12 protein-coding genes are annotated in these 17,422 nt (G+C 71.0%); 3 read left to right on the forward strand and 9 right to left on the reverse strand.

All coding sequences use genetic code 11. The features are described from left to right. Positions 1 to 289 precede the first annotated feature (289 nt). Both O7606_RS06310 and O7606_RS06315 read left to right on the forward strand, forming a co-directional pair. A complete protein-coding gene (locus O7606_RS06310; RefSeq protein ID WP_281598122.1) occupies positions 290 to 3,838 on the forward strand; it encodes a ThuA domain-containing protein in 3,549 nt (1,182 codons plus the stop codon). A gap of 254 nt (positions 3,839 to 4,092) precedes the next feature. Then, the gene (locus tag O7606_RS06315; protein ID WP_281598123.1) at positions 4,093 to 5,652 is read left to right on the forward strand and encodes an arabinofuranosidase catalytic domain-containing protein; all 1,560 of its coding nucleotides are present in this window, start codon (positions 4,093 to 4,095) and stop codon (positions 5,650 to 5,652) included. 88 nt (positions 5,653 to 5,740) lie between these two features. Here the strand turns inward: O7606_RS06315 and O7606_RS06320 are convergent, their stop codons facing one another. From O7606_RS06320 to O7606_RS06350, 7 genes are read right to left on the reverse strand one after another with little or no spacing between them, the layout of a single operon-like run. Next, positions 5,741 to 6,754 (reverse strand): aldo/keto reductase, encoded by a 1,014-nt coding sequence (locus tag O7606_RS06320; protein ID WP_281598124.1) that lies wholly within the window; start codon positions 6,752 to 6,754, stop codon positions 5,741 to 5,743. Next, positions 6,751 to 7,512, reverse strand: coding sequence for an SDR family oxidoreductase (locus O7606_RS06325; protein WP_281598125.1), 762 nt, complete (start codon positions 7,510 to 7,512; stop codon positions 6,751 to 6,753). Before O7606_RS06325 ends, O7606_RS06320 begins: the two co-directional genes overlap by 4 nt. Then, complete coding sequence (locus O7606_RS06330; protein WP_281598126.1) at positions 7,509 to 8,537, reverse strand: alcohol dehydrogenase catalytic domain-containing protein; 1,029 nt, start codon at positions 8,535 to 8,537, stop codon at positions 7,509 to 7,511. The genes O7606_RS06325 and O7606_RS06330 overlap by 4 nt, the downstream gene beginning before the upstream one ends. Positions 8,538 to 8,561: 24 nt before the next feature. Beyond that, positions 8,562 to 9,788, reverse strand: a complete 1,227-nt coding sequence (locus O7606_RS06335; RefSeq protein ID WP_281598127.1) for a mandelate racemase/muconate lactonizing enzyme family protein — start codon at positions 9,786 to 9,788, stop codon at positions 8,562 to 8,564. A 1-nt stretch (position 9,789) separates the two neighbouring features. Beyond that, the gene (locus O7606_RS06340; protein WP_281598128.1) at positions 9,790 to 10,617 is read right to left on the reverse strand and encodes a carbohydrate ABC transporter permease; all 828 of its coding nucleotides are present in this window, start codon (positions 10,615 to 10,617) and stop codon (positions 9,790 to 9,792) included. Further along, positions 10,617 to 11,591 (reverse strand): sugar ABC transporter permease, encoded by a 975-nt coding sequence (locus O7606_RS06345; RefSeq protein WP_281598129.1) that lies wholly within the window; start codon positions 11,589 to 11,591, stop codon positions 10,617 to 10,619. The genes O7606_RS06340 and O7606_RS06345 overlap by 1 nt, the downstream gene beginning before the upstream one ends. A 2-nt stretch (positions 11,592 to 11,593) precedes the next feature. After that, the gene (locus O7606_RS06350) at positions 11,594 to 12,859 is read right to left on the reverse strand and encodes an extracellular solute-binding protein (RefSeq protein WP_281598130.1); all 1,266 of its coding nucleotides are present in this window, start codon (positions 12,857 to 12,859) and stop codon (positions 11,594 to 11,596) included. A 153-nt stretch (positions 12,860 to 13,012) separates the two neighbouring features. On the opposite strand from O7606_RS06350, the gene O7606_RS06355 reads away from it, so the two are divergent. Further along, complete coding sequence (locus tag O7606_RS06355; protein ID WP_281598131.1) at positions 13,013 to 13,783, forward strand: FadR/GntR family transcriptional regulator; 771 nt, start codon at positions 13,013 to 13,015, stop codon at positions 13,781 to 13,783. A gap of 105 nt (positions 13,784 to 13,888) precedes the next feature. Here O7606_RS06355 and O7606_RS06360 read toward each other — a convergent pair whose 3' ends face one another. Together O7606_RS06360 and O7606_RS06365 are read right to left on the reverse strand one after the other, a co-directional pair. Further along, on the reverse strand, positions 13,889 to 15,313 hold the full coding sequence (locus tag O7606_RS06360; protein ID WP_281598132.1) for an RICIN domain-containing protein: 1,425 nt from the start codon (positions 15,311 to 15,313) through the stop codon (positions 13,889 to 13,891). 625 nt (positions 15,314 to 15,938) lie between these two features. Beyond that, positions 15,939 to 17,249: a PHB depolymerase family esterase gene (locus tag O7606_RS06365; RefSeq protein ID WP_281599517.1), complete on the reverse strand. Its 1,311-nt coding sequence runs from the start codon at positions 17,247 to 17,249 to the stop codon at positions 15,939 to 15,941. Between the last annotated feature and the right edge of the window lie 173 nt (positions 17,250 to 17,422).

Genomic DNA, 17,422 nt, shown 5'->3' on the forward strand with positions numbered 1-17,422 from the left:
GGGTCAGCGACGTCGCAGCCGCCCCGAAAAACAACACCAACCCCTCATATTGACATTTACTGATGCAAAGCGCATGCTGACCGCGCAGACCACAGGGACGGGACGCAGCCGGGCAACGCTGTGTCACGCCCTTCGCAACTGACTGCCGTCGCGGCGGACGGCAGGGGGACCGACCAGCACCACGTCAGCGCCCACCGCGGATCCGGGCACCGCTTCGGGCACGCCGTGGTGCGGCTGCTCCGCGCCCAGTGGCCGCCACCCCCACCGTTCCGTCCACAGAGGAGACGGCATGCGTCGCAGCACATTGATCATCGGCACGATAGTGGGCCTGTTACTCTCGCTCGCGCTCGTGCCCCCGGCCTCGGCCGCCCCGGCCTTCCGCGCCCTGCTGTTCACCAAGACCACCGGCTACCGGCACGACTCGATCCCGGCCGGGGTCACCATGTTCCAGCAGCAGGCCGCGGAGAACAACTTCGAGGTCGTGCACAGCGAGGACTCGTCCGTCTTCACCCCCGCCAACCTCGCCACCTTCGACGTCCTCATCATGTTCCAGACCTCGGGCATGGTCTGGACCTCGACGGCCCAACGCCAGGCGGTGGAGGGTTTCCTCGCCAGCGGCAAGGGCATCGTCGCCATCCACAACGCCACCGACATGGGCATCGAGTCCGAGTACCCGTGGTGGGACCAGACGGTCAACGCCGGCGCCCACATGCCGGAGCACTCCCCCGGCGTGTTGCAGGGCACCGCCATCGTCGCCGACAAGAAGCACCCGTCGACGGCGAGCCTGCCGGACCGCTGGACCCGCAGCGAGGAGTGGTACAACTTCGACAAGAACCCGCGTGGGCAGGTCCACGTCCTGGTCACCGCCGACGAGCGCACCTACAACCCGGGCTCCCGGGCGATGGGGGCGGACCACCCGATCTCCTGGTGCCGTACGGTCAGCGGCGGCCGGGTCTGGACCACCGCGATGGGCCACGCCGCCGCCTCCTACAGCGAGACCCACTTCCGTAACCACGTCCTCGGCGGGGTCAGGTGGGCCGCCGGCAACGCGGCCGGGGACTGCGGCGGCACCGTCTGGGGCAACTTCGAGAAGCGCACCCTGGACGACAACACCGCCGACCCGATGGCGCTGGCCGTCCTCCCCGACGGGCGGGTGATGTACGCGCAGCGGGCCGGCCAGGTGAAGATCTTCAAGCCGTCCACCAACACCACGGTCACCGCCGGCACGCTCAGCGTCTACACCGGCGGCGAGGACGGCCTCACCGGGCTGGCGCTGGACCCGAACTTCGCCAGCAACGGCTACGTGTACCTGTACCACTCACCGGCCAGCAGCACGACCGACATCAACCGGGTGTCCCGTTACACGCTCAGCGGCGACACGCTGAACACGTCCAGCGGGGTCACCGTCATCGACATCCCGGCGTACCGCAGCCGGACCCACCCCGAGCCCGGCCACACCGGCGGCTACATCGAGTTCGGGCCGGACGGCAACCTCTACATCGGCACCGGTGACGACACCCCGCCGAACCTCGACCCGGCCTGGCAGGGCTACGCCCCGCTGGACTGGCGGTCCGGCAAGTCGCACCTCGACGCCGCCCGCAGCGCCGGCAACACCAACGACCTGCGCGGCAAGCTGCTGCGGATCCGCCCCTCGACCAACGGCGGCTACACGATCCCGACCGGGAACCTGTACCCGCAGGGCACCGCGCAGACCCGGCCCGAGATCTACGCGATGGGCTTCCGCAACCCGTTCCGCTTCTCCATCGACCCGGCCAACGGCTGGGTCTACCTGGCCGACTACGGCCCGGACCGGAACCCGCCGACCACCAACCGTGGCCCGGAGGGGCTCGTCGAGCTGAACGTCATCAAGACCCCGGGCAACTACGGCTGGCCGTTCTGCCACGGCGACAACCAGCCCTACGCGCCGTACAACCCGGACACCGGGGTGGTCGGGGCGAAGTTCAACTGCTCCGCGCCGGTCAACAACTCGCCCAACAACACCGGCCTGACCAGCCTCAAGCCGGTCGTCGCGCCGAACATCTGGTACGGCTACGGCACCTCGCCGACCTTCCCGGAGCTGGGCTCCGGCGGCTCCGCCCCGATGGGCGGTCCGGTCTACCGGTACGACCCGAACAACCCGTCGGCGACGAAGTTCCCGCCGTACTACGACGGTGTGCACTTCTTCTACGAGTGGGCGCGCAACTACGTCAAGGAGGTCCACTTCGACTCGGCGTCGGCGGTGACCCGCACCAACCCGTTCCTGCCCGCCGGCAACTTCAACAAGCCGATGGACATGGAGTTCGGCCCGGACGGGTCGCTGTACCTGCTCGAGTGGGGCAGCAACTTCGGTGGCGGCAACAACGACTCGGGCCTCTACCGGATCGACTACATCCAGGGCGGCCGGTCGCCGATCGCCAAGGCCGTGGGCACGCCCACCAGCGGCAACGCGCCACTGACCGTCCAGTTCAGCAGCGCCGGCACGATGGACCCGGACCCGGGCAACACGCTCACCTACCAGTGGACGTTCGGTGACGGCGCCACTTCCACGGCGGCCAACCCGTCACACACCTACACCTCCAACGGCAGCTACACCGCGCAGCTCAAGGTCACCGACAACACCGGCAAGACGGGCTTCGCGAACGTGCAGATCACCGTCGGCAACACGGCCCCGGTGGTCACCATCACCACGCCGGCCAACGGCGGCATGCTCACCTTCGGTGACAGGGTGTCGTACACGGTCACCGTCTCCGACCCGGGTGGCGCGGCGATCGACTGCAGCAAGGTGTTCGTCAACCCCGCTCTCGGGCACGACGACCACCAGCACGAGACCGTCGAGTACCCGGGCTGCTCGGGCACCATCCCCACCGACCTGCTCGGTGGGCACCCCGACGGCGCGAACCTGTACTACGTGCTCAACGCCCGCTACACCGACAACGGTGGCAGCGGGGGCGCGCCCCCGCTGACCGGCTACGCCTCGACGATCCTCCAGCCGAAGCACAAGCAGGCCGAGTACTTCTCCAGCCAGTCGGGCATCCGGGTGGTCGACCAGGCCGGCGCGGAGAGCACCAAGCGCGTCGGTGACATCTCGAACAACGACTGGATCGCCTTCACCCCGATGAGCCTGTCGGGCATCAGCACGGTCAGCTACCGGCTGTCGTCGCCGAGCGGCGGCGGCTCCATCGAGCTGCGGGCCGGGTCCCCCACCGGCACGGTGCTGGCCACCACGCCGGTGCCCAGCACCGGCGGCTGGGACAACTACCAGTCCACGCCACCGGTGAACGTCACGCCGCTGGCCGGCTCGCACACGCTCTACCTGGTGTTCAAGGGCAGCTCGAACAACTGGTTCGACCTGGACTCGCACACCTTCGGCGGCGCCGGGGTCGGCACCCCGGCCGCCCCCAGCGGGATCGCCGGTCGGACCTGGACGCTCACCGCCCAGCACAGCAACAAGCTGATGGACGTCAACGGCGTCTCCACCGCCGACGGCGCGCAGATCCACCAGTGGGCGGCCACCGGGGGCAACAACCAGAAGTGGCAGGCCGTCGACGCCGGTAACGGCGCGGTCCAGCTGAAGGCGGTGCACAGCGGCAAGTGCGCTGAGGTGACCGGCGGATCCACCGCCGCGGGCGCGTACCTCCAGCAGGCCACCTGCGGCACCGGCAACCAGCAGAAGTTCACCGTCACCGCGACCGGCGCCACCGGCGTGTACACGGTGAAGAACGTCCAGAGCGGACTCTGCCTGGACGTCAACAGCGCCGCCACCACCGACGGCGCACGGCTGGTGCAGTGGACCTGCCACAGCGGCGCCAACCAGCAGTGGCGGTTCACCGCGGTATGAGGTGACCGGCGTCCGGCGGACGCCCGGTGACCACGGCTCAGGCCAGGGCCGGGATCAGCTCCCAGAGAACTGATCCCGGCCCGCTGCTGTTAACGCTCACGACACTGGTCGGCAGACGTAAACATCGACTGATGAGCGATTACCAGGTCGCCCATGGTTCGGCTTGACCCGTCCATTGTTAGCGTTATCATTGAGAAACCCCACTGAAATCCGGTCGCCGCCGACCCCCGTCCCGTCGTCCGTGAGGAACCGCCATGGTCGTTCCGAAACGCCCGCGCCGTCGAACGTCCCTCCTGGTCAGCGCGTCGATCATCGCCCTCGTCGCCGGCACCGCGTCCGCGCACTCCCCCGCCGCCGCCCGCACGCCCGTCCCGGGCGCCGCCACGACCACGACGGCCGTCCCGGCCGTGGCGGCGGCCATCGAGCCGGGGCAGAGCACCCGGATCGTGGGGACCCAGTCCGGTCGCTGCCTGGAGGTCGGTAACTCCAGCACCGCCAACGGAACCCAGACGCAGCTCTGGGACTGCCACGGCGGCGTCAACCAGACCTGGACCTGGACCACCGCCAGGCAGCTCACGGTGTACGGCGACAAGTGCCTGGACGCCTCCGGGCAGGGCACCGCCAACGGCACCCCGGCCATCATTTGGGACTGCAACGGCCAGCCCAACCAGCAGTGGGCCGTCAACAGCAACGGCACCATCACCGGTGTGCAGTCCGGGCTCTGCCTGGACGCCAGCGGCAACGGCACCGCCAACGGCACCAGGATCCACCTCTGGTCCTGCCACGGCGGCACGAACCAGCAGTGGACCTCACCGACCTCGCCGACGCCGCCCCCGCCACAGCCGGCCGGGCCGCGTCCGTGCGACATCTACGCCTCCGGCGGCACGCCGTGCGTCGCCGCGCACAGCACGACCCGGGCGCTGTTCGGCTCGTACGCCGGCAACCTCTACCAGGTGCGGCGCGCCTCCGACAGCACCAGCCGGAACATCCCCGTACGGGCCGCGGGCGGCACCGCCGACGCGACGGTCCAGGACTCGTTCTGCGCCGGCACGAGCTGCGTCGTCACCGTCGTCTACGACCAGTCCGGGCGCGGCAACGACCTCTGGTACCAGGGGTCGAGCGTGGTGCCGGGCTCACCGCAGAGCAAGCCGGCGAACGCGACCTCCGAGTCGCTCACCGTCGGCGGAAACAAGGCGTACTCGCTCTACATCAACCCCGGCAACAGCTACTGGCGCGACGGTCACCTGACCGGCGTGCCGACCGGCGCTGCCCCCGAGGGCATGTACATGGTGACCAGCGGCACGCACGTCAACAACGGCTGCTGCTTCGACTACGGCAACAGCGAGACCACCCGCAAGGCCGACGCCGCCGGCGCGATGGACGCCATCAACTTCAGCAGGCAGTGCTGGTTCGGCGGCTGTCAGGGCACCGGCCCCTGGGTCCAGGCGGACCTCGAATGGGGGCTCTTCCCCGGTGGCAGCCAGAGCTGGAACCCCAACCAGCGCTCCTTCACCAGCAAGTTCGTCACCGCGACCCTGAAGAACAACGGCACGACGCGCTTCGCGATCAAGGGCAGTGACGCGCAGGCCGGCAACCTGTACACGCTCTGGGACGGCGCCCTCCCGCCCGGCTACAGCCCGATGAAGAAGCAGGGGGCCATCATCCTGGGCAGCGGCGGGGACTGCTGCAAGCCCGACGGTGGCGCGAACCTCAGCGCGGGCACCTTCTACGAGGGGGCCATGGTCGCCGGTTACCCGTCCGACGCCACCGAGAGCGCGGTGCAGGCCAACATCGTGGCCGCCGGCTACCGCTGACGCCGGCGGACGCGTCCCGCGCGCCGGTCCGCCGCCCGGAGACGGGCGGCGGACCGGCGCGCCACGGACGACGGTCGGGGGCGGGGGGTCAGTCGGGTGGTGGCGCGTCGAGCAGCCCGGCCGTGCGCAGCGCCGACCACAGCTCCGTCGGGACGTCCACGTCGGCCCGGCGCAGGGTCTCCGTCACCTGGCCCGGGCCGCGCAGGCCGACCACCGTCGAGACCACGGCCGGATGCGAGCGGACGAAGGCGAGCGCCGCCTGCGGCAGGGTCACCCCGTACGTCTCGCAGACCGCCGCGATCCGCCGGACCCGGTCGATCAGCTCCGGCGGGGCCTGCCGGTAGTCGTAGACCGCGTCGTCCGGTGGCCGCTCCCGGGACAGCAGCCCCGAGTTGTAGACCCCGGCGACCACCACGCCCACCCCGCGCTCCTGCGCGGCGGGCAGCAGGTCGGCCAGCGCGCCCTGTTCGAGCAGGGTGTACCGGCCGGCGCACATCACCACGTCGACGTCGGTCTCCCGGACGAAGCGGGCCGGCATCGCGGACTGGTTCATGCCGACCCCGACGGCCCGGACGACGCCCTGCTCCCGCAGCTCCACCAGCGCGGGCACGGCCTCGGTGGCGGCCTGCTCCCAGTGTTCGTCCGGGTCGTGCAGGTAGACGACGTCGAGCCGGTCCAGGCCGGTGCGGTCGAGGCTCTCCTGCACCGAGCGTCGCACCCCGTCCCGGCTGAAGTCCCAGACCCGCCGGTGGGTGGCGGGCACGTCGAACCCTTCCGGGTCGCGCCGGCGCGCCTGCTCCGGCGACGGTACGAGCAGCCGCCCGACCTTCGTCGACACGACGTACCCGTCGCGGGGGCGGGCGCGCAGGGCCGCGCCGAGGCGACGCTCGGACAGGCCGAGCCCGTAGTGCGGCGCGGTGTCGTAGTAGCGGATCCCCGCCGCCCAGGCGGCGTCCACGGCCTCGGCGAACTCCTCGTCGGTGGTCGCCCGGTACAGGTTGCCGCCCTGCGACCCGCCGAAGCCCAGCTCGGTGAGGCGCACCGCCGGCCGGCGTGGCAGCGCCCGGGTCCGCGTCGCCCGGGGCGGTGGTCCGTCGGTCATCGGCCCAGCCAGCCGCCGTCGACGGGCAGGACCACGCCGTTGACGTAGTCCGACGCCGCCGACGCCAGGAAGACGGTCGCGCCGGCGATGTCGTCGGCCCGGCCCCACCGGCCGGCCGGGATCCGGGTGAGGATCGCCTGGTTGCGGTCGGGGTCGTCGCGCAGCGCCCGGGTGTTGTCGGTGGCGATGTAGCCGGGCGCGATGGCGTTGACGTTCACGCCGTGGGCCGCCCACTCGTTGGCCAGGGCCCGGGTGAGCCCGGCCAGCCCCGACTTGGCGGCGGCGTAGCCCGGCACGGTGATGCCGCCCTGGAAGCTCAGCAGCGACGCGGTGAAGATGATCTTGCCTTGGCCGCGGGCCACCATTCCCCGGCCGATCTCCCGGCTCAGGACGAACTGGCTGCTCAGGTTGACCTCGATGACGTGGTCCCACAGCTCGTCGGCGTGCTCGGCGGCCGGGGCGCGGGCGATCGTGCCGCCGTTGTTGACCAGGACGTCCACCGGGCCGAGCGCGTCGAGGTCCCGGGCCAGCCGACGCACGGCCGCCCGGTCGGCCAGGTCGACACGCAGCGCGGTGAACCGGCGGCCGGTCGCGCGTACCCGGCGTTCCACCTCGCTGCCGGTCGGTTCGAGCTGGGCGGAGACGCCCACCACGTCGGCGCCGGCCCGGGCCAGCGCCTCCGCCATGGCCAGGCCGATGCCGCGCCGGGCGCCGGTCACCACCGCGGTGCGGCCGGACAGGTCGAAGGGGGTGGTCACCGGCCTTCCCCCTGCCAGTCGAGGAGCACCTTCATCACGCCGCCGCCCGACTCCAGCGCGTCGAACGCGGCGGTCACCGCCGTCACCGGCTCGACCCGGGAGATGAGCTCCCGCGCCGGGATCGCGCCGGAGGCGACCAGCCGGATCGCCTCGGCCACGTCGTCGCGCGTGTACAGCCGCGCGCCGAGCAGCTCCAGCTCGCGCCAGAAGAACCGGTGCAGGTTCACCGGCCGGGGCTGGGCGTGGATGGCCACCATGACCAGCCGGCCCCGGGTGGTCAGGACGTCCACCGCCGTGGCGACGCCGGCAGCGGCGCCGGACACCTCGAAGGCCACGTCGGCGCCCGCGCCGTCGGTGCGTTCGCCCACCAGCGCCACGACGTCGGTCGCCGCCGGGTCGACGGCCTCGACGCCGACCTTCCCGGCGACCGCACGGCGGAACGGGTCCGGCTCGACGAGCAGCACCCGCGCGCCGCGACCCTGCGCGACGGTGGCCACCAGCACGCCCACCGGCCCGCCGCCGACCACGACGACGTGGTCGTCCGCGGTCACCTGGCCCCGCCGGACGTCGTGCACGGCCACCGCGACCGGCTCGACGAGCGCCGCGTGGTCGAGGGGTAGCCCCTCGGGCAGCGGCAGGACCAGGTCCGCCGGCACCGTCCAGGACGACTGCATGGCGCCCGGCGAGTCGATGCCGAGGAAGTTCATGGCGTGGCAGACGTGGGAGTTGCCGCGTCGGCACGCGGCGCACCGCCCGCACGAGCGGGTCGGCAGCACGGTGACGGCCTGGCCGTCGGCCAGGCCGGTGACGTCCGCGCCCACGGCGTCGACCCGGCCGGACATCTCGTGCCCGAGCACCGCCGACGCGCCGACCCGGGCGTCCATGTCGCCGTGGTAGATGTGCAGGTCGGTGCCGCAGATCCCGGTGTAGGCCACCGCGATCCGCACCTCGCCGGGGCCCGGGGGCAGCGGGTCGCGTTCCTCGATCCCGAGGCGCCGCGCGCCCCGGTAGACGACTGCCTTCATCGGTCTTCCCTCTCGAACTGTCGGTCAGTGGCAAACGCTGGGTGAGACCTCGTTGCGGGCGGCGACCGGCGGGTCGATGGGCGGGCGACGGGTGACCGTCGTGCCGTCGAGCGCCGCCAGCAGCCGGTGCCCGGCCCGCTCCGGCCGGACGTTCGGCCCGTCGACGGTCTGCGGGTCCGGCCGGCGGACGGTGGTACGGATGACCTCCTCGTCGACCCGCACGCCCAGCCCGGGCGTGTCACCGAGGACGAACGCGCCGTCCTCGACGTGCAGGTCGATCGTGACGCCGACCGGGGCGTGCAGGTCCTGCAACTCGCTGGTCAGGTGGTTCGGCACCGAGGTCGCGGCGTGCAGCAGCCCGACCGGGCTGTTGCCGATCGGGCTGACCGGCAGGTCGTGGGCGTGCGCCAGGGCGGACACCCGCAGGAAGTGGGTGACGCCCCAGACGGCGGCCATCTGGACGATGTCCACCGCCCCGGCGGCGAGCAGCGGGCGGTACTGCTCCAGCCCGGTGAGGTTCTCCCCGGTGGCCACCGAGGCGCGGACGCCCCGGCCCACGGCGGCCAGCCCCTCGGCGTCCCACCGCCGGACCGGCTCCTCGATCCAGATGAGGTCCAGGGCGCGTTCGAGCTCGCAGACGTACCGGACGGCCTGTTTGCGGCTCCAGACCTCGTTGACGTCGAGCATCAGGCCGGGACGGGGACCGCGTCCCACCCCGGCCAGCACGTCCCGGACCAGGCTGAGGCGTTCCCGGTCCCGTTCGACGTCCAGGCCGCCCTTGAGCTTGGCGGCGCGCAGGCCGTGCCGGGCGTAGACCTGGTACGTCGCGGCGAGCTCGTCGTCGGTCAGCCCGATGTCCAGCCCGGAGGCGTACGCGGGAACCCGCCGGTCCCGACCGCCCAGCAGCCGCCACAGCGGCTCGCCGGCCGCCTGGGCCTTGATGTCCCACAGGGCGGTGTCGAGCGCGCCGATGGTCCCGAAGACCGGCCCGGCGTGGCCCGCCTTGAAGGTGTGCCGCAGCATGCGGTCGTACAGGGTGGTCACGGCGCGGGGGTCTTCGCCCTCGATGGCCGCGAAGATCCGCTCGATCTCCACGTGCGGCCCCAGACCGAAGCCGGTGATCCCCTCGTCGGTGTCGACGAGGACGATCGGCACCGGGACGACGCCGTCGGCGAAGACGCCGTTGGCGTCGCCGACGGGCCGTCCCCACTCCTGGACGGTGGTGAGCGTCCGATAGCCGGTGATCCGCATGTCAGCCCTTCGTGGAGCCGGCGGCGACGCCGTCGGCGATCTGGCGCTGGAGGAACAGGTAGACCACCAGGACGGGGATCGCGGCGATCAGCACCCCGGAGGCGAAGGTGGGGATGTCGTCGGAGTACTGCCCGCGCAGGGAGGTCACCCCGACCATGAGGGTGCGGTGGTCGACCGACGGCATCATCAACAACGAGATGATCACGTCGTTCCAGCAGAACAGCGCGTTGAGGATGCCGACCGACAGCAGCGCCGGGCGACCCAACGGCACCATGATCCGCCGGTAGACGCCGTACACGGTGTTGCCGTCGATCCGGGCCGCGTCGACGATCTCCGCCGGGATGGTGCGGTAGTAGCTGGTCATCAGGAAGACGGTGAAGGGCAGGAACTGCGCGACGTAGACGAGGACCAGCCCCGGGTACGTGTCGATCAGTCCGGTGTCCCCCATGATCCGGGCCAGCGGCACCATGATCACCTGGAACGGGACGAACAGCGCCGCGAGGCAGCCCAGGAAGATCACCGACGAGCCGCGGAACCGCAACTGGCTCAGCGCGAAGCCCGCCATCGACCCGATCAGCAGCAGCAGCGCCACCGAGAGCGTCACCACGAGCAGCGAGTTGGCGAAGTACCGGGCCATCCCGACGCTGTTCCACGCGGTGGTGAGGTTCTCCCAGTGCAGCGCGCTGGTCGGGGAGAACCGGTCGAGGATGTACTCCCGCCGGGTCTTCATGGCGACGTTGGCGGTGAACAGCAGCGGGTAGATCGTCGCCAGCGCGAGCAGCGCCATCGGGACGGCGACGAGCCACCGGCCCAACCGGAGGCGGGCCATCAGGTCTCCTTCCCCGCCCGGCGGAGGATGCTGATCTGCGCCAGCCCCACCACGAGCATGATCAGGAAGAGCACGGTCGACGCGGCCGACGCCAGCGCCGGACGGTTCATCTGGCCCTGCTGGATCCAGATGTAGTACTCCGGCAGGTACGTCGACCCCTCCGGTCCACCGGCCGTCATGACGTAGAGCAGGCCGAACATGGACGTCAGCATCCCGATCATCGTGGTCACGAAGACGAACTGGATGGTCCGGGAGAGGCTGGGGACGATCACGTGCCGGATGATCTGGGCGAGCGACGCGCCGTCCACCCGCGCGGCGTCCAGGAGCGCGGCGTCCAGGGTGGCGAAGCCGGCGAGGAACACCACCAGGGCCATCCCGAAGGTCGCCCAGACGTGCACGCCGACCACCGTGACCATCGCGACGTCCGGGTCACCGAGCCAGTCCACCGGGCTGACGCCCACGCCGCCGAGGACGGAGTTGAGCGGGCCGTCGTAGGCGAGCAGCAGATTGAAGATCGCGCCGACGATGACCGGGGAGAGCACCGCCGGGAAGAAGTAGACGCTGCGGTAGAACCGGTGCCCGGGGGTGCGGAGGTAGATGAACGTCGCGAGCAGACCGGGGATCGCCACCGCGACCGGCAGCAGCAGCACCAGCAGACCCACGTTGCGCAGGGCGGTGCGGAACAGCGGGTCCTGGAACAGCTCCAGGTAGTTGTCGAGGCCCACGGTCGTGCCGTTGCGCGCGCCGTCCCCGGTGAAGGAGAAGTTGACCCCGAGCAGCAGCGGGTACAGCCGCAGCGCCACGATGACGGCGATCGCCGGGGCCACCAGGACGTAGGGGGCGAAGCGCTCGGCCCGGCGTCCGCCGGCGACCCGCCGCGCGCCGCCGCGACGGGCACGCCGGTCGGTCGGGGCCCCGTCGGTCCGTCCGGCCGGAGCCGGACGGACCGACGACGTCGATTGTCCGATCGGCACGATCAACCCGCCTGGTCGGAAGCGGCCAACTGCTTCACCGCCTCGTCGACGGTGACCGAACCGCTCAGCAACTGCTGGGAGAGCCGGCCCATCAGGTCCAGGGTCTTCGAGGACAACGCCACGTGCAGCGCGGGCTTACCGGTCTTGAGCTCGGAGACGATGGTGGCGACGGCCGGACCGGCGTCCGACACGTCGATGGTGGTGTCGGCGGCGATCGCGCCGGCCTCGGCGTAGAACGCCTTCAGGGCCTCTGCCGAGGTCAGCGAGCGCACCAGGTCCGCGGCCACCTTCGGCTCCTTCGTCCACTTCGCGACGCCGTATCCGATGCCGCCGTCGTACGCCAGGACCGGGGTGGTGCCGGGGGTGACGACCGGGGCGTCCATCACGCCGAGCTTCTCCGGCGTGAGGAACTCGTTGAAGTCCTTCCAGTGCCCGACGTCCGACATCAGACCCATGACGTGGGCGGCCTTGCCGGCCTGGAAGAGCGCGAAGGAGTCGTTGAACATCGCGGTCGAGTTGGCGCCCTCGTTGTTCAACCCCGCGTCGCCGGCCTCCTTCCACAACTGGAAGATCCGCTTGACGTTGGGCGCGGACCAGTCACGCTTGCCGGCGATCCAGTTGTCGTACTCCTCGGCGGTGAGGGTGCCCGACCCGAGGGCGGAGAGCCAGAACTGGATGCCGGCGCCCTCCTTGTTGCCGAGCGCGAAGCACTTGGCGCCGGCCCTGGCGATGGCGGCGCAGTCCTCGACGAACTCGGGCCAGGTGGTCGCCGGGCTGGCCGGGTCGAGCTCGGCCTTCTCGTAGATCGCCTTGTTGTAGTAGATGGGGTGACCCTGCAGGGTCACCGGGCCGGCGTAGGTCCTGCCGTCCTTGCTGAACGCCTCCCAGCCGGCCAGCCGCTCCTTGTCGTCCGCGACGTACTCGTCCAACGGCACGAGGGCGTCCGTCCGGTCGCGGATCTGGCCGCCGCCGTTGAAGAGGATGACGTCGGGTCCGCTGCCGGACTGGATGGCCGTGCCGAGCAGGGTGTAGTACTGGTCGAACGGCTGGGCCACGAACTCGACGGTGACGTTCGGGTGCTTCTTGGCGAAGTCGGCCTTTGCCTTCTCGATGTAGGGTGCGGCGGAGGCCTCACCGGACTTCCAGTCCCACACCACCAGTTTGCCCGACGAGCCGCCGGACGGGGAGCCCGAGTCGCTGGCGCTTCCGCAGCCGGTCAGGGCCAGTCCCGCCACGAGGACAGCCGACAACGCTATTTTTTTCTTCATCGACGCTCACCTTCTACGGGGGGTGGCCGGGGGGCCGGCCGGCGGCGCTAGATTTGACGGGAACGTAACTCGTATGACGTGTGACGTCAATAGCCGGACGTACACTCGGTGGCAGCTCGGGCCGCCCTCCGCGGCCGGCATCCGGAGGGGAACATGACGACATCGCAGGAGACGACCCGGCCCGACGCGGCGCCTCCGGCCTGGGCCCGCCGGCCGGCCAACCTCGCCCGGGCGGTCACCGCGGAGCTGGTGGAGCGCATCGTACGGGGCGTGCATCCGTCGGGCACGCCGCTGCCGCCGGAGCCGATCCTCTGCGAGACCTTCTCGGTGAGCCGGACGGTCGTCCGGGAAGCCGTGAAGATCCTTCAGGAGAAGGGTCTGGTGCAGGTCCGTCAGGGCGCCGGCACGATGGTGACCCCGCCGGCGATGTGGGACATGCTCGACGAGCTCGTCCTCGGCGCGACCATCGCCGAGGACGACAGCCTGGCCATCCTCGACGACCTCGTGGTGACCCGGCGGGTGCTGGAGTCCGACATGGCCAACGTCGCCGCCCGGGTCGCCGACCAGGAGGTCCTCGACCGGCTCCGCGCCCTGGTGGACCGGATGGACGAGCTGGTCGACGACCACGTCAGCTACCACGACCACGACCGGGCCTTCCACGACACGGTCATGCAGGCGTCCGGGAACCGGATCGCCCGTGGGGTGGTCCGGTCGCTGGAGAGCCAGGTGGTCAACACCGCCCGGTACATGGGCCGTACGGAACGCGCCCTGTGCGTGGCGTCGAACCAGGGGCACCGGCGCATCTACGAGCGCATCGCCGCGCACGACCCGGAGGGCGCCGCCCAGGCGATGTACACGCACATCACCGAGGCCTGGCTGGTCCGCCGCAGCGGCTCGGAGACCCCCACCCGCCTGCGACGCTGACCTGCGGTCACGACCGGACGGGCCCCCGACGTCCGGAGTCGTCGAAACTCCGTCCGTCGGGGGCCCGTCATCGGTCAGCGACCCGCGGTCAGGTGCCCGGACCGGTCAGGAGAACTGCGCGAAGAACCGCCAGATCTCGCCCTTGGTCCAGGTCGTGACGCCGCTTTCGGCGTAGGTCCCGTCGACCGGGCCGGGCATGTGCCCGTTGTCGTACGCGGCCCACTGCACCGGGTACCCCGCCCGGCAGCCCGAGTAGGTGGTGGTGATGTGGGTCCGGCTGCCGGCGGCCGGCTCCGGCGGGTTCTGCGGGGTGCAGCCGTTGTTCCGGACGAACGTGTCACGCAGGTTGCGTCCCCCGGAGATCGACAGCACGTTGTCGCTGATGCCGTGCAGACCGAAGTACGCCACCGGCTGGGTGCCGCCGCTGCATCCGCTGATCAGGCCACCGGAGATGACCGCGACGGCCCGGAAGACCGTCGGCCGGGCGCAGGCCAGCGCGTAGCTCATGCCGCCGCCCCAGCTGAAGCCGGTGGCGAAGCGCTGGGCCGGGTTGACGCAGAGGTCACTGTCGATGCGACGGATGATGTCGTCGATCAGGGTGACGTCCTCGCCGCCCGGGTTCGCCCAGCCACCGTTGAGGCCCTGCGGCGCGACCAGGATCGCGGTGTTGTTCGACTGCTCCCACTGGCCGTAGTACGACCAGGCCTGGCCGCTGGTGCCGCCGGAGTCGATCTCGTTGGCGGTGCCGCCCCGCCAGTGCAGCGCGAAGATCAGCCGGTAGCGGTTGTTGTTGTTGTAGTTGTTCGGCATCCGCAGGATGAACGAGCGGTTCTTGCCGTTGCTGGTGATGTTGTGCGTACCGTTGCGCAGCGTCGGCGCCTTGCCGCAGCCGGCCGTCCCGTTGCCCGGGTTCGTGGGCGGCGGGGTGGTGGGCGGCGGGGTGGTGGGGTTGGTGCCGCCGTCGACCCGGACGAACTGCCACTGCTGGTTCGCGCCGCCCCAGTCGTCGTACTGGACGATGTTCGCCCCGTCGGCGGTCGAGGCGTTCTGCACCTCCAGGGCCTTGTTGCTGTTGCGGTTGATCAGGCGGACGTGGCCGCCGTCGGAGTCGGCCAACCGCCACTGCTGGTTGGCCCCGTTGTGGTCGGACCACTGGTGCACGGCCGCGCCGTTGGCGGTCGACACGTTCGCCACGTCGAGGACCTTGCCCGACAACCGCGACTTGACCCGGTAGTAGCCGCCACCGGAGTCGACGAACTGCCACTGCTGCTGGTTGCCGTTGTTACGGGTCCACTGGGTGATCCGCGCGCCGTCGTTGGTGGCCAGGTTGTACACGTCCAACGCCTTGCCGCTGTTGCGGTTGACCAGCACGTACCAGGCGTTCGTGTCGACCGTCGCCGCGGCGGCCGGCGCGGCGTTGACCGCGACCAGCGTGCCGGCGGCGACGACGGCGGCCGCAGCGGCGGCCAGACCGGCCCCCCAGCGGCGGCCGGGTGGAGAGGCGGGACGGGCCTCACCGATCGTTCTCATGATCCGCTCCTTCGATTGGGGCGTCGCCCGATCGCAGCCGGACGTACGGCCCGGCCGGTGCCGGCGTCGGTGGTGGCGTCAGGCACGTGGGACATGGTTCGCGGAACCCGGGCGGCCATCGGACCTGCGCGGCCACCGGACCCACCGCGGTGTCGCGGATCCGGAAGGCCGGCGCATGCGGCGGCGGCGCGTCGTCAGGCTCCCGGCAGCCGAGGTGAACCGCGAGAAAAAGTTAACGCTCAACACGTCGTACGTCAAACTATCCCAGTCGATGGATGACGGCGTCCGGAGGACACCGGCCGGTCGATCCGGGCGCGGCCCGATGCCATGAGCTGGGTTTCCACCCTCCATCGTCGCGCCAATCCCCCCGACCTGCCCCGCCGGGCGGACCAACCAGCCACCCGAACGACAAGCGATCGAAGAATGCGGATGTTATCGCTCACAGCGGACCGTCGGGTCCGGGCGGCGGTGCGCCTCCCGCCCGGTGGGACGACCGCCGCCGGTACCGTCGAAAATCGAAAAGGGACTACCTGTTACGTCATTCGTATGATCTATAGTCGTAACTGTCCGGTCCGGGGCCGGCGGATGGTGGAGCCACCGACCCCGGGCCGGACCTACCCGTGCGTCAGGCGACCGTGCAGGCCGCGCCGTTGAGGGCGAACGCGCTCGGCTTGCCGTTGTTACCGGTGTGCGTGGCCTGGAACCCGACGCTGACCGAGCCGTTGACCGGGATCGCGGCGTTGTAAGCGACGTTCCGCGCCGTCACCTGCCCCGAGGACGGCGCGTAGGTGGCGTTCCAGCCGGAGGTGATGGCCTGCCCGCCGGGCAGCGTGAACGCCAGCGACCAGCCGTTGACCGCGCTGCCGCCGGTGTTCGTGATCGTGATGTCGGCGGTCAGCCCGTTGTTCCAGGCGTTGACGGCGACCGTCACCCGGCACGCCCCCGAGCCCGGCGGCGGCGTGGTGGGCGCCGGCGTGGTCGGGGCGGGGGTGGTCGGGGCGGGGGTGGTCGGGGCGGGAGTGGTCGGGCCCGGCGTCGTCGGCGCCGGCGTGGTCGGCGACGGCGAGGTCAGACCGAAGAACTGGATGGCGGCGGCCGCCATCCCGCCGGAGGGCAGGCTGTGACCGGCCCCCTGGATGCTGTACGCCTCCAGCAGGACGTTGCCGTTGGAGGTCCACCGCCGGCGGTTCCAGTTGGTCTGCGGGGTGTCGGTTGAGGTGGGCGTCTGGCTCAGCCCGAACACGTTGGTCCACTGCTCGATCGACTCCTGCAGCAACTGGTACGGCACCAGCGTGTCGTTGGTACCGTGCCAGACCTGCAGCTTGGGGCGGGGGCCGGAGTAGCCGGGGTACGCCTGCCGTACCGCGTCCCCCCACTGCTGCGGGGTGCGGTTCATGTTCCCGCCGGTGCACTGGCTGCGCCCCGGCGGGTAGTCCGCCGCGCCGGCGAAGCAGTTGAACGGGACGCCCATGAACGCCGCCCCGGCCTTGAACACCTCCGGGTAGACGGCCAGCATGTGGTTGGTCATCATGCCGCCCGACGAGCTGCCCGTCGCGTAGACCCGGTTGAGGTCGCCGCCGTACTGCCGGCTCACGTAGTTGATCATCGACACCAGCGACACCGGGTCACTGCCCCCACCGTGCCGTTTGGCCGTGTCCGACCAGGTGTCGAAGCAGTTACCGAACCCGGCCTGCTGGGTCGCGGTCGGGTAGATCACCACGAAGCCGTACCGGTCGGCCAGCGAGGCGAACTCGCTGCCGGAGTAGAAGGCGGGGCCGGAGCCGCCACAGCCGTGCATGGCCACCACGATCGCCGGGTTGGCGGGACGGGCGTCCGGCACGTAGACGTACATCCGCATGCCGCCCGGGTTGTCGCCGAAGTTGGTCACCTCGACCAGCGAGGCGGCGTACGCCGGTTGGAGCGAGGGGATCACCATGCCCACCGCCGCGAGCGACGCGGCCAGGGCGAGCAGCAGTCTCTGTCTGATTCTGGTACGCACGATTTCATCGCCTATCTCCGCGGGTGAGATCGTCCCCGCAGGTTGGGATCGGCCCTGCGCCGGCGTGGGGGTACGCCCGGATCCCCGCGCTGTTCGCCCTGGCCTACGAC

Origin of the sequence: Micromonospora sp. WMMD882 (assembly GCF_027497255.1) — a bacterium.
In the GTDB taxonomy this organism is placed as follows: Bacteria; Actinomycetota; Actinomycetes; order Mycobacteriales; family Micromonosporaceae; genus Micromonospora.

Bases quoted from the DNA above. Each gene is read 5' to 3' on its own strand.
- O7606_RS06320 (WP_281598124.1), bottom strand. From the start codon at position 6,754: ATGACCGACGGACCACCGCCCCGGGCGACGCGGACCCGGGCGCTGCCA.
- O7606_RS06315 (WP_281598123.1), top strand. From the start codon at position 4,093: ATGGTCGTTCCGAAACGCCCGCGCCGTCGAACGTCCCTCCTGGTCAGC.
- O7606_RS06310 (WP_281598122.1), top strand. From the start codon at position 290: ATGCGTCGCAGCACATTGATCATCGGCACGATAGTGGGCCTGTTACTC.
- O7606_RS06360 (WP_281598132.1), bottom strand. From the start codon at position 15,313: ATGAGAACGATCGGTGAGGCCCGTCCCGCCTCTCCACCCGGCCGCCGC.
- O7606_RS06355 (WP_281598131.1), top strand. From the start codon at position 13,013: ATGACGACATCGCAGGAGACGACCCGGCCCGACGCGGCGCCTCCGGCC.
- O7606_RS06365 (WP_281599517.1), bottom strand. From the start codon at position 17,249: ATGGTGATCCCCTCGCTCCAACCGGCGTACGCCGCCTCGCTGGTCGAG.
- O7606_RS06340 (WP_281598128.1), bottom strand. From the start codon at position 10,617: ATGGCCCGCCTCCGGTTGGGCCGGTGGCTCGTCGCCGTCCCGATGGCG.
- O7606_RS06335 (WP_281598127.1), bottom strand. From the start codon at position 9,788: ATGCGGATCACCGGCTATCGGACGCTCACCACCGTCCAGGAGTGGGGA.
- O7606_RS06350 (WP_281598130.1), bottom strand. From the start codon at position 12,859: ATGAAGAAAAAAATAGCGTTGTCGGCTGTCCTCGTGGCGGGACTGGCC.
- O7606_RS06330 (WP_281598126.1), bottom strand. From the start codon at position 8,537: ATGAAGGCAGTCGTCTACCGGGGCGCGCGGCGCCTCGGGATCGAGGAA.